General features: G+C 73.8%; 14 protein-coding genes. 12 read left to right on the top strand and 2 right to left on the bottom strand.

Features of this window, described 5'->3' with window-relative positions:
- Nucleotides 1-524: 524 nt before the first annotated feature.
- From NI25_RS04075 to NI25_RS04065, 3 genes are read left to right on the top strand one after another with little or no spacing between them, the layout of a single operon-like run.
- Nucleotides 525-1,859 carry a uracil-xanthine permease family protein gene (locus tag NI25_RS04075; RefSeq protein ID WP_061446741.1) on the top strand — a complete coding sequence of 445 codons (1,335 nt, stop codon included), beginning with the start codon at nt 525-527 and terminating at the stop codon, nt 1,857-1,859.
- Nucleotides 1,856-3,328 carry an amidohydrolase family protein gene (locus NI25_RS04070; RefSeq protein WP_061441112.1) on the top strand — a complete coding sequence of 491 codons (1,473 nt, stop codon included), beginning with the start codon at nt 1,856-1,858 and terminating at the stop codon, nt 3,326-3,328. Before NI25_RS04075 ends, NI25_RS04070 begins: the two co-directional genes overlap by 4 nt.
- Entirely contained in the window at nt 3,325-4,035 is a 711-nt protein-coding gene (locus NI25_RS04065) for a sulfite exporter TauE/SafE family protein (protein WP_061441111.1), read from the top strand. Before NI25_RS04070 ends, NI25_RS04065 begins: the two co-directional genes overlap by 4 nt.
- A gap of 612 nt (nt 4,036-4,647) precedes the next feature.
- On the opposite strand, the gene NI25_RS04060 is transcribed toward NI25_RS04065, so the two are convergent.
- Complete coding sequence (locus tag NI25_RS04060) at nt 4,648-5,688, bottom strand: LacI family DNA-binding transcriptional regulator (protein ID WP_061441110.1); 1,041 nt, start codon at nt 5,686-5,688, stop codon at nt 4,648-4,650.
- Nucleotides 5,689-5,873: 185 nt separating this feature from the next.
- Nucleotides 5,874-6,617, bottom strand: a complete 744-nt coding sequence (gene aztA / locus NI25_RS04055) for a zinc ABC transporter ATP-binding protein AztA (protein WP_078884500.1) — start codon at nt 6,615-6,617, stop codon at nt 5,874-5,876.
- A gap of 14 nt (nt 6,618-6,631) precedes the next feature.
- On the opposite strand from aztA, the gene aztB reads away from it, so the two are divergent.
- From aztB to NI25_RS04010, 9 genes are all read left to right on the top strand, one after another.
- Nucleotides 6,632-7,516 carry a zinc ABC transporter permease AztB gene (gene aztB / locus NI25_RS04050; protein WP_061441108.1) on the top strand — a complete coding sequence of 295 codons (885 nt, stop codon included), beginning with the start codon at nt 6,632-6,634 and terminating at the stop codon, nt 7,514-7,516.
- A gap of 9 nt (nt 7,517-7,525) precedes the next feature.
- On the top strand, nt 7,526-8,758 hold the full coding sequence (locus NI25_RS04045) for a hypothetical protein (protein ID WP_061441107.1): 1,233 nt from the start codon (nt 7,526-7,528) through the stop codon (nt 8,756-8,758).
- Entirely contained in the window at nt 8,755-9,717 is a 963-nt protein-coding gene (aztC, locus tag NI25_RS04040) for a zinc ABC transporter substrate-binding protein AztC (RefSeq protein ID WP_061441106.1), read from the top strand. The genes NI25_RS04045 and aztC overlap by 4 nt, the downstream gene beginning before the upstream one ends.
- 87 nt (nt 9,718-9,804) lie before the next feature.
- The gene (gene aztD, locus NI25_RS04035; protein WP_061441105.1) at nt 9,805-11,004 is read left to right on the top strand and encodes a zinc metallochaperone AztD; all 1,200 of its coding nucleotides are present in this window, start codon (nt 9,805-9,807) and stop codon (nt 11,002-11,004) included.
- 102 nt (nt 11,005-11,106) lie between these two features.
- Nucleotides 11,107-11,325, top strand: coding sequence for a ferredoxin (locus tag NI25_RS04030; protein ID WP_061441104.1), 219 nt, complete (start codon nt 11,107-11,109; stop codon nt 11,323-11,325).
- A 112-nt stretch (nt 11,326-11,437) separates the two neighbouring features.
- A complete protein-coding gene (locus NI25_RS04025) occupies nt 11,438-13,024 on the top strand; it encodes an ABC transporter substrate-binding protein (protein WP_061441103.1) in 1,587 nt (528 codons plus the stop codon).
- Nucleotides 13,021-13,971 carry an ABC transporter permease gene (locus NI25_RS04020; protein WP_061441102.1) on the top strand — a complete coding sequence of 317 codons (951 nt, stop codon included), beginning with the start codon at nt 13,021-13,023 and terminating at the stop codon, nt 13,969-13,971. Before NI25_RS04025 ends, NI25_RS04020 begins: the two co-directional genes overlap by 4 nt.
- Nucleotides 13,968-14,828, top strand: a complete 861-nt coding sequence (locus tag NI25_RS04015) for an ABC transporter permease subunit (RefSeq protein WP_061441101.1) — start codon at nt 13,968-13,970, stop codon at nt 14,826-14,828. Before NI25_RS04020 ends, NI25_RS04015 begins: the two co-directional genes overlap by 4 nt.
- A complete protein-coding gene (locus tag NI25_RS04010; protein WP_061441100.1) occupies nt 14,825-16,405 on the top strand; it encodes an ABC transporter ATP-binding protein in 1,581 nt (526 codons plus the stop codon). The genes NI25_RS04015 and NI25_RS04010 overlap by 4 nt, the downstream gene beginning before the upstream one ends.
- Nucleotides 16,406-16,458: the final 53 nt, after the last annotated feature.

Genomic DNA, 16,458 nt, shown 5'->3' with positions numbered 1-16,458 from the left:
GCCGGTGAACGGCCCGTCGTCGCCGGCCCCAGACGGCCTCCGTATCACCGTGGAGGAGCCGGGGCCGGGAGTCGCCAGGCGCCGCCCCCGGTGCCTGACGCGACGGGCGAGTGCCGCCCCCGGCCCTTGACGCGACGCGGGAGGCTCCGCATACTGACGGCCAAATCGATTTGGCCAAATCGATTTGGCTCTCCGTCCAGGGCCGGATCGCGGCTGAGAATCCGAACGTGCCCGTATGCCCGAACGGAGCCCGAAACGTGTCCAGTCCCCGTCACAACCGCCCCCCGGCAGACCCGGTGCCGAGCCCCGGCCCGGCCCCGCAGAGCCCCGAGTCGCACACCGTGCGGACCGCCCGCCCGGACGGGCACCCCCGCGCCGAGGGCGCCGGCCCCGACGGCCCCCGGCCTCCGTCCGGCCTCTCCCCGTCCGACGGCTGCCCCCCGCCCCCGTCCGACGGCTGCCCCCCGCCCCCGTCCGACGTCGGCGCCCCGCGCCCGGCCGGGGAGGCCGGCGCCCGGGACGGGGTGCACCCCGTGGACGAGGCGCGTCCGCTCGGCCGGATCCTGCTCTTCGGCGTCCAGCACGTCCTCGTGATGGCCGCGACCCCCATCTCGGCGATCTTCCTCATGAGCGCCACCCTCGGGCTCGGCACCGGTCTCACCGTGGACCTGCTCTCGGCGGCCTTCGTCCTCTCCGGCGTCGGATCCCTCGTCCAGTCGCTCGGCATCTGGAAGTTCGGTCCCCGGCTGCCGTTCGTGATGCTGCCGGGCGGAGCACCGCTCATCCTCTTCCTCGCCATCGCCGAACAGCACGGCCTGCGCACCGCCACCGGGGCGGTGATCCTCACGGCGGTGTTCACCTTCGTCGTCCTGCCCCTCTTCTCCCGCCTCCTCGCGTACTTCCCCGCCCTCGTCATCGGCACGATGATCGTCATCGTCGGCGTCAACCTGGTGAAGGTCGGTGCCGTGCTGGTCACCGGCCAACCGGGCTCGCCCGGCTTCGCAGACCCCGGCAACCTGGGCCTCGGCATGGCCACGATCGGTTTCACCGTCGCCTTCTACCTGTTCTTCACCGGCGTCCTGCGTCAACTCGCCGTCATGCTGGGCCTGCTGGCCGGAGCCGTCCTCGCGGCCGCGACCGGCGCGATCGACGGGTCGGGCGCCGGTGCGGTGGGCGGCGGCCTGGTGAACCTGCCGCACCTGATGCCCTTCGGCTCGCCCGAGTTCAACCTCGTCGCCGCGCTGCCCCTCATGCTCTACACCCTGGCCTCCATGGCCGAGGCCACCGGCCAGACCGTGATCAACGCCGAGGCCGTCGGCAAGCGGATCGACACCCGCACCGACGTCCCCAGAACCGTCCGCGGTGACGCGCTCACCTCGCTCTTCGGGGGCTTCTTCGGCCTGCCGCTCATGGTCACCAGCGGCGAGAACATCGGCATCGTCCGCGTCACCGGCGTACGCAGCCGCTTCGTCACCGCCGCGGCCGGCGTCGTGCTCATCGCCATCGGTGTCCTCGCCCCCGTCACCCGCGCGATCAGTGTGATCCCCACCCCCGTCGTCGGCGGCACCGCCATGGTCGTCTTCGGCGTCATCACCGTCCTCGGCGTCCAGATGCTCGGCCGGTCCGACCTCGACAAGCACACCAGCACGTTCGTCTGCGCCGTCGCCCTCGCCCTCGGCCTGCTGCCCATCCTCGTGCCCGGCGTGTACGGGGGCTTCCCGCCGAACGTCCGCATCCTGCTCGAAAGCGGCGTGGCCGTCGGCACGTTCACGGCCGTCGTCCTCAACATCCTGTTCCACCACGTCAGGCCCGGCGTCGTCGCCCGCCTGACCACACCGCGCACAGAAAGCGACCGATGAACCGACCCGACCGAGACGCCCTCGCCCACCCCGGCCCGCTCCTGCTCGTACCGGGCTCGGTGCTGCTGCCCGAAGGCCCCGTCGACGGCTGGGCGGTCGTGGTCGACGACGGCCGCTTCACCGCGGTGGGACCGGCGGACGAACTGGCCCGCACCCACCCCCGCCTGAACGCCGTCCGAGCCCCCGGCCACCTGCTGATGCCCGGCTTCGTCGACACCCACCACCACCTCACCCAGAGCTTCGGCGCCGCGCTCGCCTTCGGGGAGCCGTCCGAGATCTTCCGCCGCGTCTGGGTCCCGCTGGAGGGCGCGCTGGACGAGGAGTCGGCCTACACCGCGGCCAAGCTGGCGGCGCTGGAGGCACTGCGCGGCGGCTTCACCACCATCGCCGACGCGGGCACCCGCGCCCACGTCGACGTGGACGTGGTCGCCTCGGCCGCGCGGGACGCCGGCATACGCTGCGTACTCGGGCTCATCTGCAACGACGCGGACGGCACGGCCGACGCGGACGGCGCCGGCGCCCCCGCGGACCCGGCGGTCCTGGAGAACGCGGAGAAGCACCTCGCCCGCTACACCGGCGACCCCCTCGTGCATCCCTCGCTGGCCGTGTCGATCCCCGAGGCGGCCACCGAACACACCTTGCGCGAGGCGTCCCGGATGGCCGCGGAAGCGGGCGCCGTCGTCCAGATCCACGTCAACGAACACCTCGCCGCGGTGGAACGCTCCCTGGTACGGCACGGACTGCGCCCCCTCGAGCACCTGTACAGCGTCGGGGCGCTCGGCCCCCAGCTGCTCGCCGCGCACGCCACGCTCCTCACCCCGCGGGAGGTGACCCTGCTCGCCGACACGGGGACCGCCGTCAGCTACAACCCCGTCGCCAGTGCCTGGAAGGGCAACGCGGTCGCGCCCGCAACGGCGCTGGCCGAGCGCGGCGTGCGCTTCGGCGTCGGAACCGACGGCACCCGCGGCGACGGCTTCCGGCTGGCGGACGCCGCCGAGTTCGCCCAGCGGCTCGCGTACGGCCTGGCGACCGGCGACTCGTCGTGCGGCGCCGGCTGGACCTGGCTGGAGCGCGCCACCCACGGGGGAGCGGACGCCCTCGGCCTCGGCGCCCTGACGGGCACCGTGGAACGGGGCAAGGCGGCGGACTTCCTCCTCGTCGACGTCGACACCCCGGAACTGGCCCTGACCTGGGACCTGCCGTGGGAACTCGTCCGGCGGGGCAACCGGGACCAGATCACCGCCGTCTTCGTCGGCGGACGCCTGCGGATGTGGCAGGGCCGGCCGGCCGGCTGGGACGGGGCCGCGCTGGTGAGCCGGGCGGCCGAACTGGCCCGCGCCGCCGTCGCCGGGGCCGACGTCACCCGGGTCCACCCCACGTCGACGGCGGCCCGGGCGCTCAGCGGAGTCCAGAAGGCCCGGAAGGATGAGAGGGATCAGAGGGTCCGGAAGGGGAGTGCACGGCGTTGAGTGCGCAGATGCTGGCGGTTCTCGCCGTGGCGGTGGTCGTCGCCGCGTTCGTGCAGGGCAGCAGCGGACTCGGTTTCGCCCTGATCGTCGCGCCCGTCGCCGGGTTCATCGACCCCGGTCTGGTCCCGGTGTTCGTCCTGGCGTCGATGATCCCGCTCAACCTCTACGTCGCCTGGCGTGAACGGTCCTCGCTCGACCTGCGCGGCGCCGGCTGGATCACCGGGGCGAGACTCGCCGCCACGCCGGCCGGGCTGGCCCTGCTCTGGCTGATCCCGGAACACAGCCTCGGCCTCTTCGTGGGCGTCGCCACGGTGCTCGCGGCAGTCGTCAGCCTGGCGGCGCCCACGTTCGCGCCGGGGCGGGCGGCGTACGTCGGCGCGGGGGCGGTCACCGGACTGACGGAAACCGCGACCGGGGTGGGCGGTCCGCCGCTCGCGCTGGTCTACCAGCACCGGCCGCCCGCCGAACTGCGCTCGACGGTCGCCGCCTGCTTCCTCGTCGGCGAGGTCGCCTCCCTGCTCCTGCTCTTCGCGACGGGAAAGGCCGCACCCGCCGAACTGGGCCAGGCGGCCCTTCTCCTCCCGGCGATCGCCCTCGGCGCCTGGCTCAGCCGCCTGGTGCACCATCGCCTGGACGCCCGCAGGATGCGGCTGTTCGTCCTGGTCTTCGCGCTGGTGTCGGGGGTGGTGCTGATGCTGGGGGGCTGAGGTCAGGTCCGCCCGGCCTGCCACTGTCGGCCTGGGACAGGCCGGTCCGGACCGTGCTGGGGCCTCGGTCCGTGCCGGCCCCCGGTCTGTGCCGGCCCTCGATGCCGGCGGGCGGCGCCCGTGTTGAACACTCCGGTCCGTGGTGCGTTCCCGGTCCGCGTCTGGCGGCGGTACGCGGCGGATCCTCGGCCCATGTCCGGTCTCCCGGCCACGCCGAACGGCGGCCCGTGTCGGGTTCCCGGTCCGTTCCTGGCATTCGGCCCGTGGCGGATCACCCGGTGCTTGTCGCATGGCGGTCCGTGGCCCGTGTCGGGTCCCGAGCCGGGGACCCGCCCCGAGGCTCGGGGGCCGCCCCCGAATCCGAGGGCCACGTCCCCGAATTGGGGGCGAGACCGTACGGGTTGAGACTCCGTCCCTGTGCCGGGTCCTGTACGGGTTGAGACTCCGTCCCCGTGCCGGGTCCTGTACGGGTTGAGACTCCGTCCCTGTGCCGGGTCCCGTACGGCTTCAGGCTCCGTCCCCGTGTCGGGTCCCGTACGGCTTCAGGCTCCGTCCCCGTGCCGGGTCCCGGGTGGAATCAGGCCCTGTCCCCGGGCAGACCCCGGTCCCGCCTCAGGCCCCGGCCCCCCGGGCCGATGACGCGCGGGCGATCACCCGTGGTGGTGGGGGCGCCGTCGTCGCCGCGGGGGCCGTGTCCCCGCGGAGCCGGGCCAGGAGCAGTTCCACCGCGTCGGACGCGGCACGGTCCAGGTGCAGGTCGACGGCGGTCAGCGGTGGCTCGCAGGTGCGGGCGCGCAGGCCGTCGTAGCGGGTGACGACCATGACGTCGTCCGGCACGGTCCGCCCGCTGTCCCGGATCGCCCGCACCGCGCCCACCGCGAACGCGTCGACGAGCGCGCAGACGGCGTCGGTCTCCGGGTGCTCGGCGAGCAGGGCGGCACAGGCCTCGTACCCGGCCTGCTCGCCGCCCGACTCCACGACGCGCGCCACGACCGGCTCCCAGCCGTAGCGGTCGGTGGCCCGCTGGTAGGCGGCGAGCGCGTCGACGGACGAGTGCCGGGAGCCGGAGCCCACGATCAACGCGGGCCGCCGCGCTCCCCGTGCGCGCAGATGATCGAGGAGCAGCTCCGCCACCAGGCCGCCGCGCAGATCGACGTAAGGGGCGTCCTCGTCCGGCGAGACGGGCCGGCCGAGGGCCACGTACGGCAACCCCCGTTCGCGCAGCTGTGCGGCCGCCGCGTCGTCCACCTCCGGCTCGACCACGATGGCTCCGTCGATGTCCACGGAGTACAGCGCGGAACCCGACTGCACGGGCGGTACGAGCACGAGGGCGTAGTCGTGCAGCAGGGCACTCTCGGCGGCGGCCGCCGCGACCTCCATGTAGAACCCGAGCCGGGAGGGCCCGCCCGCCACCGCGAACGGCATGGAGGAGGCAAGCGCGATGGCCTTCGCCTGCCCCCGACGCAGGCGCTGCGCGCGCAGGTTGGGACGGTAGCCCAGCTCCGCCGCGGCCTGCCGGACACGCTCCCGGGTCCGGGGGTCGACCTTGCCCAGTCCGTTCAGGGCGTGCGACACGGTCGTGCGCGAGACACCGGCGAGGCGCGCGACGTCGGCGATCGTCGGCGGCCTCGGACCGGGTGCGGAAGTGGCCATCTGCGCGAAAGCTCCTCGCTGACGTGGACGGTGGACGTGACCATCTTCGCCGACGCCCCGCCCGACGGGGATCGGGGTTCCGGTGATCGCCGCCCGGCTCGACGTCCTCCGCCGTACCCCTGCTCACCGGCGGGGGCGGCGGCGAGGGGACCGCTACGGCCGCACGTCGGTCCGGTGCGGCCGGTTCAGGCGGGCTGCCAGATCCTGGACAGGGCCGCGGGGGTGAGGACCCGCTCGGGCGGCCCCTGCCCGAGCAGCCGTCCGTCGCCGAGGAGCAGACAGGCGTCGGACGCGCGGGCGGCCTCCAGGTCGTGCGTGGCCTGGACGACGGTCGTGCCGTCGGCGACCAGGTCCGTCAGCAGGACCGTGATCCGCTCCCGGGACTCGGGGTCGAGCCCGGTGGTCGGTTCGTCCAGGAGCAGCAGGTCGGACTGCTGGGCGAGGCCCTGGGCGATCAGAACACGCTGGCGCTGCCCGCCGGACAGTTCGCCGAGCTGGCGGGCGGCGAGGTCGGCGACGCCCATACGCGCCATCGCGGAATCGACCGCCTCCCGGTCGTGGCGGCTCGGCCGCCGCCACAGCCCACGCTCGGCCCAGCGGCCCATCTCCACCGTCTGCCGCGCGGTGAGGGGAAGCGCGTCACCGACGGCGCCGCGCTGTGGGACGAACGCCGGCGCGCTGCCCTGCGCGTACCGGAGCCGTCCGGATGTGGGGGTGATCACGCCGGCCAGCACGCCGAGCAGCGTGGACTTGCCGCTGCCGTTCGGTCCGACGAGCGTCGTCATGGCCAACGCCGGTATGTCAGTGGTGAGTTGGTGGAGGACGGGCCTGCCCGGGTAACCCGCGTCCAGGTCGGTGACGCGTATGCGCCGATGGTCCGTGCCGGCGGCGCGAGGCTCCGGGCGGTGTTTATTGAACATGATTGTCATTGTAGTGTCGGGGCATGGAGTGGTTGACGGCCCCGTTCGAGGTGGCCTTTGTGCAGCGTGCCCTGTGGGCCGGGATTCTGGTGTCGGCGATCTGCGCCCTCGCGGGGACGTGGGTGGTGCTGAGGGGGATGGCCTTCCTCGGTGACGCCATGTCCCACGGCCTGCTGCCGGGCGTCGCGGTCGCCGCCCTGCTCGGAGGCAACCTGCTGGTGGGGGCGGTGGTGAGCGCGGCCGTCATGACGGCGGGCGTCACGGCACTCAACCGCACTCCGAGACTCTCCCAGGACACCGGTATCGGGCTGCTGTTCGTCGGCATGCTGTCGCTCGGCGTCATCATCGTGTCGCGCTCGCAGTCCTTCGCCGTGGACCTCACCGGGTTCCTCTTCGGTGACGTACTGGCGGTACGCGAGAGCGACTTGGCCCTCCTCGGGGTGGCGCTGGCGACGGCACTGGTCGTCTCGGTGCTCGGTCACCGTGCCTTCCTGGCGCTGGCGTTCGACGAGCGCAAGGCCAGGACGCTCGGCCTGCGTCCCCGTCTGGCGCACGCCGTGCTGCTCGGTCTGCTGGCCCTGGCCATCGTCGCCTCCTTCCACATCGTGGGAACGCTGCTCGTCCTCGGACTGCTCATCGCCCCGCCGGCGGCCGCCCTGCCCTGGGCGCGCAGCGTGCGAGGCGTCATGGTCCTGGCCGCGGCCCTGGGCGCGACCGCCGCTTTCGGCGGCCTGCTCCTGTCCTGGCATCTGAGTACCGCGGCCGGCGCGACCGTTTCGGCCCTCGCCGTCGGCCTCTTCTTCCTGTCCCATCTGGCGTCCGCGATCCGGCACCGACGCCGTACCCGCGCCCCGCGACCCGCCGCCGCCCTCGCGAACGCCCCCACGACCCGACCGAACGACATCTGAGGCGGTCCCATGTTCGTCCGAAGAAACGTCACGCTCCTGGCGCCGGCACTCCTGTCCGCGGTCCTGCTGACCGCGGGGTGCGCCGGCCGGGACGACGCCCCCGAGCCCCCGTCGGAAACCGCGCCCGCCCCCCACGGCTACGTCGAAGGCGCGAGCGAGGCGGCCGAGCAGCAGTCCCGGCTGCTGCTGGGGGACAGCGCCACGGGCGAGACCCGGGTGCTGGACCTGATCACCGGCAAGGTGCACGAGACGGCACGCAGGGCGAGCGTCACCGGACTCACCACGGACGGCCGCTTCGGCTACTTCCACGGCACCGACGGCACCCACGTCCTCGACGGCGGCGCGTGGATGGTCGACCACGGAGACCATGTGCACTACTACCGCGCGAAGACCAGGGAAGTGGGCGAACTCCCCGGCGGGTCCGGCACGAGCGTCCGCAGCGACACCGGCGTGACCGTGGTGACGGGCGAGGACGGAAAGGCGGGCGCGTATGACCGTGGAGACTTGGAGAAGGGGAAGATCGGCACACCGGTCGCCCTCCCCGGTGCCTACGCCGGGCCCGTGATCCCGTACGCGGAACACCTCGTCGCCCTCACCGGGGACGGCGAGGGCCCCGCGCAGGTGGTCGTGCTCGACCGGTCCGGCCGGCGCGTCGCCTCCCCGGAGTCCGAGTGCCAGGACCCGGAGGGCGACGCCGTCACCCGGCGGGGGATCGTCCTCGCCTGCGCCGACGGCGCCCTGCTCGTCCACGAGGACGACGGCGCCTTCGGCGTCGAGAAGATCCCGTACGGCGAGGACGTACCGAAGACGGAGCGGGCCACACGGTTCCGGCACCGTCCGGGCAGCAGCACGCTCACCGCACCCGCCGGGAAGGAGGCCGTCTGGGTCCTCGACGTCACTGAGCAGGCCTGGACCCGGGTGGAGACCGGTCCCGTGGTCGCCGCGAACACCGCCGGCGAGGGCGCGCCGTTGCTCGTCCTGGAGTCCGACGGAGCCCTCCACGGCTACGACACGGCCGACGGCAAGGAGATCGCGGTCACGAAGCCCCTGCTGAAGGGCGCCTCCGACGCCGCTTCCGGTACGTCCGCGGCGCCGGTGATCGAGGTCGACCGCAGCCGGGCGTACCTCAACGATCCCTCGGGCAGGCGCGTGTACGAGATCGACTACAACGACTACCTCCGCATCGCCCGCACGTTCGAGCTGGACGTCAGGCCGTCCCTGATGGCGGAGACGGGCCGATGAGCGTGCGCGTGGGGGTGGCGCGGGTGCGCGCCCTGGTGCTGAGCCTGGTCAGCTTCTGCGTTCTGGCCGGCACGGCGACCGGCTGCGCGAGCGGCGGCGACGACCGGCCGCGGATCGTGGTGACGACCAACATCCTCGGTGACATCACCCGGGAGATCGCCGGGGACCAGGCCAGCGTCAGCGTGCTGATGAAACCCAACGCGGACCCGCACTCCTTCGGTCTGTCGGCCGTGCAGGCCGCCGAACTGGAGCAGGCGGACCTGGTCGTCTACAACGGGCTCGGGCTGGAGGAGAACGTACTGCGGCACGTGGAGGCGGCCCGAGCATCGGGCGTGGCCACCTTCGCGGCCGGCGAGGCGGCCGACCCGCTCACCTTCCACAGCGGGGACGAGGGGGGTCCCGCGGAGGAAGCGGGGGAGCCCGACCCGCACTTCTGGACCGACCCCGACCGGGTGCGCAAGGCGGCCGGCCTGATCGCCGACGAGATCGTCGAGCACGTCGACGGCGTGGACGAGAAGGCCGTCCGGGACAACGCCGAACGCTACGACGGCCGACTCGCCGGCCTCACCGCCTGGATGGAGAAGTCCTTCGCGGCCATCCCCGAGGACCGGCGCGCCCTGGTGACCAACCACCACGTCTTCGGCTACCTCGCCGACCGTTTCGGTTTCCGCGTGATCGGCGCGGTCATCCCCAGCGGCACGACCCTCGCCTCACCCAGCTCCTCCGACCTGCGCTCCCTCACCCGGGCCATGGAGAAGGCGGGAGTGCGCACCGTCTTCGCCGACTCCTCCCGGCCCACCCGGCTGGCCGAGGTCCTGCGCCGGGAGATGGGCGGCGACGTGGACGTCGTCGCGCTGTACTCCGAGTCGCTGACCGAGAAGGGCGGGGGCGCCGGTACCTACCTGGACATGATGCGCGCCAACACCTCGGCGATGACCGAGGGCCTCAGCGGCAACTGAACGAACCCCCGCGGCGCGGCACACCGGGTGCCGGCCGCTCCATCCCCGAAAACCGCCCCGCACGGGGCCGGAGAGGAACCACACGCGATGAACAAGCCGACGCGCGCCGGAAAGCTGACGGCGACAACCCTCGTCCTGACGGCATCGATGGCGCTGACCGCCTGCGGCGGCAGCGACGACGCCTCGTCCGACGCCGAGCCGAAGCAGACGAGGAGCAGCCGGGCCGCCGCGGTCGACAACCCGCTGGTCGCCACCTACGACGGGGGACTGTACGTCCTCGACGGCGCGACCCTGAAACTGGCGAAGACCGTCGAGCTGCCCGGATTCAACCGGGTCAACCCGGCGGGCGACGAGGACCACGTCGTCGTCTCCACCGACAGCGGCTTCCGGGTCTTCGACGCCGTCCGGCAGACCTTCACGGACGCCGAGTTCAAGGGTGCCAAGCCCGGTCACGTCGTGCGTCACGCCGGCAGGACGGTCCTGTTCACCGACGGCACCGGCGAGGTGAACGTCTTCGACCCGGCCGGCCTCGGCGGCGGCGCCAAGCCGCAGACCCGCACCTACACCTCCGCCGAACCCCACCACGGCGTCGCCATCGAACTGGCCGACGGCGAACTCGTCACCACCCTGGGCACGGAGGAGAAGCGCACCGGCGCCCTGGTGCTGGACAAGAACGACAAGGAGATCGCCCGCGCCGAGAACTGCCCGGGTGTCCACGGCGAGGCCGCGGCCGGGGGAGAGGTGGTCGGATTCGGCTGCGAGGACGGCGTACTCCTCTACAAGGACGGCAAGTTCACCAAGGTCGACGCCCCCGACGAGTATGCCCGCACCGGCAACCAGGCCGGCAGCGACGCCTCCCCGATCCTCCTCGGCGACTACAAGACCGACCCCGAGGCCGAACTGGAACGACCCACCCGCATAGCGCTGATCGACACCCGTACCGCGAAGATGAAGCTGGTCGACCTCGGCACCAGCTACTCCTTCCGCTCCCTCGCCCGCGGCCCGCACGGCGAGGCCCTCGTCCTCGGCACCAACGGCGTCCTCCACGTCGTCGACCCGGAGACCGGCAAGGTGGAGAAGAAGATCGACGCGGTCGGCGACTGGACGGAGCCCCTGGACTGGCAGCAGCCCAGGCCCACCCTGTTCGTCCGTGACCACACGGCGTACGTCTCCGAGCCCGGCAAGCGCCGGCTGCACGCCTTCGACCTGGAGTCGGGCGAGAAGCTGACGTCGGTGACGCTGCCGAAGAGCACCAACGAACTCTCCGGCACGGTCGCCGGCCACTGATCCACGCGTTCCGCCCGACTTATTGAATATGGAAGTCATTACCGAATAATCTCTGACCGGTGCACGGGCGATCGCTTGTGCACCGACAGGGGAGGGGGCCTCATGACCTCGGCGGACAAGGCGCGCGGTGCCGGGAAGGTCGGCGCGGAGCGGGACCGGTGTGTGGGTGCCGGGCAGTGCGTGCTCGCCGCGCCCGCCGTGTTCGACCAGGACGAGGACGGACTCGTGCTCGTCCTGGACGAAGAGCCCTCCGCGTCCTGCGCCCAAGCCGTGCGCGCGGCCGTGCGGGCCTGTCCGTCCGGCGCTCTCGCCCTGCGCTAGGGCGTCGCACACCACCGGCCCGCACGGCACCCTGCCCCCCGTCGGCCCCACCTCACCCGCCGTGGACCGCCCACGGCGCTCCGACCGGCTCAGCAGAACGTCAAGGAGAAGCATGTCCAGACAGATCGATCGCCGTGCCTTCCTCCGCCGCGGAGCGGCGGGGGCAGCGGCTCTGGCGGCGGGCTCCGGCCTGCTGGCGGCGTGCTCCACCGACGAGCCCGGCCCGGACCGGAAGCCGGGCCCGGGTTCCTCGTCCCGCTCGGGAGGCACCCTCCGGGCCGCCTTCGTCGGCGGCGGCGCCTCCGAGACGCTCGACTTCTTCAACGGCCCGTCCGCGCTGGACCTGGTGCGGGCGCGGGCCTGGCACGGCACACTGGGCAACCTGGACCCCAGCGGGCCCGACGGGGTGCGCTACGGCGTGCTCGAAGGCATCGACGTCTCCGACGACCTGTCGGCCTACACCCTGCACGTGCGGCCCGGCGTCCGCTTCACCGACGGCTCCGAACTGACCGCCGCCGACATCCTGCACTCGCTCAGCGTCCTGGCGGCCGGGAGCAAGCTGCCCGTGTACCGGCTCGCCGCCGCCAACTTCGACCTCGCGCACGCCAAGGCCGACGGCGACCTGAAGGTCGTACTGCCCACGCTCCGGCCCATCGCCGACGGCCGCATGATCCTCTGCCAGGGCAACTTCCTCGTCGTCAAGGACGGCACCGTCGACTTCCAAAAGGGCATGCCCAGTTGCGGCCCCTTCCGGCTGACCGAGTTCACGCCCGGCCAGGGCTCGGCGTTCGAGCGCTACGACGACCACTACGGCCACGTGCCCCGCCTGGACGGCCTGGAACTGCGGTCGATCGCGGACTCGACCGCCCGGGCGGGGGCGCTCACCAGCGGTGAGATCGACTTCGCGCACGACCTCTCTCCGGTCACCGCGCGCACGCTGGACGACAACGGCGCGGTCGAGCTCGTCCCCACGAGGAGTCCTTACCTGGTCGGCCTGTCCTTCCAGATGAACATGGGCGTCAAGCCCTTCGACGACCCGCGGGTGCGAGAGGCGTTCAAGCTCGCGGTCGACCGCGAGGCCATGGTGAAGACGGTGTTCTACGGCAGCGCACAGGTCGGCAACGACCTGCCCGCCATCGGCTTCCCCGACTACGCGGAGGGCCTGCCCCAGCGCGCCCACGACCCGGAGCGGGCCCGCGCGCTGCTGAAGCAGGCCGGGGCCGACGGGACGGAGGTGACGCTGACGACCGGCCCCGAGACGCCCGGCATGGTGGAGACGGCCACCCTCTTCGTCGAGGACCTGAAGAAGGCCGGTGTCCGCGCGTCGCTGCGGGAACTGCCCGCGGGACAGCTCTACGCGGACTTTTCCGCCTACGCGGCGCTGCCGCTGGCCGGTGCGTACCAGATGCCCGTCCCCGCGCTGTCGACCTACCAGATGAGCACGGCGGGCGGGTCGCCGTCCGCGTTCGGCTGGAAGGAGTCCGCCACCGACACCCTCGTCGCCCGGGCCCGGGCCGAGAGCGACCCGGCCGAGGCGAAGAAGCTGGGCACGCGGGCGCAGCGCACCCGCTGGGAGGAGGGCAATCAGGTGCTCCCGGTCTTCAAACCCAACCTGAACGCCAAGGCCAAGGGCGTCCGGGGCATACGCGACGATCTCTTCGAGCAGTTTCCCGGCTTCTCACAGGCGTCGCTGGCGTGAGCCTGACCGTCTTCGTCGGCCGTCGCCTGGCTGCGGGGGCCGTCCTGCTCGCCGTACTCTCGGCGCTGATCTTCGCCGCCACGGCCGTCCTTCCGGGGGACGCGGTCAGCGCCGTCGCCGGGGTGGACGCCTCCGAGGCGCAGCGCGCGGAGGTCCGGGCCGAACTCGGGCTGGACCGCCCGGCCGCCGAACGGTACGCAATCTGGGTGGCGGGCGCGGTCCGGGGCGACCTGGGCCGGGGCTTCGTGGGGGACCGGCCGGTCACCGAGGTCCTCGCCACCCGCCTGCCCAACAGCCTGCTCCTGGCCGGACTCACGCTCGCGGTCACCGCGCCGCTCGCCGTGCTGCTGGGCCTGTGGACCGGGATGCGCGGGGGCGCCGCCGACCGCCTCGTCTCGACGACCGCGCAGGTCCTGGCCGCCGTACCCGAGTTCGTCATGGCCGCGTTGCTCGTCGCGGTGCTGGCGGTGTGGCTGGAGATCCTCCCGCGCGTCTCCGTCATCCCTCTGGGCGGTACGCCGCTCGACGTGCCGCACGCGCTGGTTCTGCCCGTACTGACGCTGAGCGCGGTCGGTCTCTCGGTGGCCACCCGGCTGCTGCGGGTCTCCGTCGCGGACGCGGCGGCCTCCCCCTACGCCGAGGCCGCACGGCTCAACGGCGTGCGCGGGGTGCGCCTCGCGGTCCGTCACGTCCTCCCCAACGCGGCCGGCCCCGCCGTGCAGGCCCTCACCCTCACCACGGGGGCGCTGGTCGGCTCGGCGGTGGTGGCGGAGAACGTCTTCGACTACCCGGGCATCGGCCGGGAACTGCAACTGGCCGTCGCGGCACGGGACATACCGATGGTGCAGGGCATCGCCACCGCACTCGCCGGCGTGATGCTCCTCGTACTGCTGGCGGGCGACGTCTGCGCGCGACTGCTGGGCGCACGGGAAGGGCACGGGCGATGACAACGGTCCTCACACCACCGGGCAGGCGGGCCCGAATCGCCCGGCCCGGCCCGGCCGGGCGCCCCCGGCCACCGCTCCTCGCCGGGCTGGGCACCGGGCTGATCCTCCTGCTCGCCCTGCTGGGCCCCCTGGCCGCGCCGCACAGTCCCACCGAGCAGCTCGCCGCCCCCTTCCAGCAGCCCGACGGCCGGTTCCTCCTCGGCACCGACGTGCTGGGCCGGGACGTGACGAGCCGCGTGCTGAGCGGTGGGCGCACCATCGTGCTCACCGCCCTGGCGGGGACGGCGGCGGCCGGAGCCGTCGGCGTGACGGCCGGCGTCCTGGCGGCCATGGCCTCCCGACGGCTGGGCGATCTGCTGCTGCGCTGCGTGGACGCGCTGGCCGTCCTCCCCGCCCTCCTCGTCGTCCTCGTCCTGGCCGCGGGCTTCCCCGGCAGCGACACGGCCCTGGTGGCCGCGGTCGCCCTCGCCACCGCCCCCTTCTCCACCCGCGTGCTGCGTGCCGCGGCGGACACGGTGCTCAGCAGCGGGTACGTCGAAGCGGCCCTGGCGCGTGGCGACACCCGGCGCGCCGTGCTGCGCCACGACGTACTGCCCAACATCGCCGGACCGGCACTGATGGACACCGCACTGCGCCTGGTCGCCTCGCTGCACCTCACGGCCACCGCCGGCTTCCTCGGCCTCGGACCGGGCGGAGCGGCGCCGGACTGGGGACGCATGGTGAGCGAGAACGCCCCCGGAGCGACACTGGCCGCGACGCCGTTCCTCGCCCCGGCGCTGCTGCTCGTGCTGTTGTCGGTCTGTGTCGGCCTGCTGGCCGGGCGGTTGGCGGACCTGGTGGGGCGGGGTTCCGCATGACGGGCCGCGCGACGTCCCGGCTGCCGGACCCCGGCCCGCTCGCCGAGATCCGCGGGCTGACGGTCGGGCCGGTGGCCGGCGGGCCGCCCGTCCTGGAGAACGCCTGCCTGTCGGTGCCGCGCGGGCAGGTGGTGGCCGTCGTGGGGCGGTCGGGGTCGGGCAAGAGCACGTTGGCGCACGGCCTGCTCGGGCACGTCCGCCCCGGTCTGGAGGTGCGCGGCGGAACCGTCCGGGTGGCGGGCCTCGACCCGTTCGACCCTGCGGGCTCCCGCAGGCTGCGCGGCCGGGTGGTGTCCTTCCTGGGGCAGGACCCGGCCTCCTCGCTCAACCCCGCGTTGCGGATCGGCACCCAGATCGCCGAGGCGGTGCGGCTGCGCTCGTCCGTCAGGGGCACGGACGAGGTCCGGACGCGGGTCGGTGAGCTGCTGCTGTCCGTGCGGCTGCCCGCCGACCGGGCGTTCCGGCGACGCCTGCCCCGGGAGCTGTCGGGGGGACAGGCCCAACGGGTGGCCCTCGCCCTGGCGTTGGCGGGCCGTCCCGGCCTGCTGGTCCTGGACGAGCCCACCAGCGGACTCGACCCGGTCCTGGCGGACGGCATGCGCGGGCTGCTGGCCGACGTCCTGTCCGCGGGCGACCGCGCCGCGCTGCTGGTCAGCCACGCCCCGGCGTGGACCGCCTCCGTGGCGGACCGCGTCGTACGACTGGAGCGCGGGCGGATCGTCGAGGACGGGCCGCCGGGGACGCCGCCGCCCGTCCGCTCGGCCGAGGCGCCCCCGGCCGGCGCCCTCCGCCACGAGGTGTCACGGGTCGCCGCCGACGGCCCCGCCGGCGGGGGACTTCACGTGCGGGGCCTACACGCCGCGCACAGCCGCGTCCCGGTGCTCCACGACGTCTCGCTCAGCCTCCCGGCAGGCTCCTGCACCGCCGTCGTGGGCGCGTCGGGGTCGGGGAAGACCACCCTCGCCCGCTGTCTCGCGGGGCTCCACCCGCCCGTGCGCGGGAGTGTGGACTGGAGGGACGACGGCGTGCCGCGAGGGCGCGGGGCTCCGGTGCAGCTCGTCGCCCAGGACACCCGCGGTGCGCTCAACCCGCGGGAGACCGTGAGTGCCGCGCTGACGCGCCCCCTGCGGGGCGTACGGGACCGGTCGGCCCGGGAGGCGTCCGCCGAGGCCGTACGGCTGCTCGGGCTCGTCGGGCTGGAAGCCGGCGTACTGGCGCGCCGGCCGGGGGAGCTGTCGGGCGGCCAGCGTCAACGCGTCGCCCTGGCACGGACGCTGGCCGCCGAGCCCAGGGCTCTGGTCTGCGACGAGATCACCTCGGCGCTCGACCCGGACACGGCGAAGGGCGTCCTGGACCTGCTGGACTCGCTGCGGCGCACGCTGGGCCTGACGGTCGTCATGGTGACCCACGACCTGACGGCCGCGGCCGCCCGCGCACAGCAGATCGTCGTCCTGGACGCGGGACGGGTGGTCGAAGCGGGCCGCGCCGGACGCGTACTGGCGCACCCGGAGCACCCCGTCACCCGGGCACTGCTCGCCTCCGGCGACGGTCCCACCGCCCTCGCGGTACGGGAGTAGGCGGGGGTGGAGGGCCTCGCGCGGACATCCTCGCGGCGGCCGGGCGGAGCGTC

This window comes from Streptomyces sp. CCM_MD2014, from assembly GCF_000772045.1.
Classification (GTDB): domain Bacteria; phylum Actinomycetota; class Actinomycetes; order Streptomycetales; family Streptomycetaceae; genus Streptomyces; species Streptomyces salinarius.
Note: the sequence above shows the minus strand (reverse complement) of the source record. Positions and strands in the feature narration are given on the sequence as shown.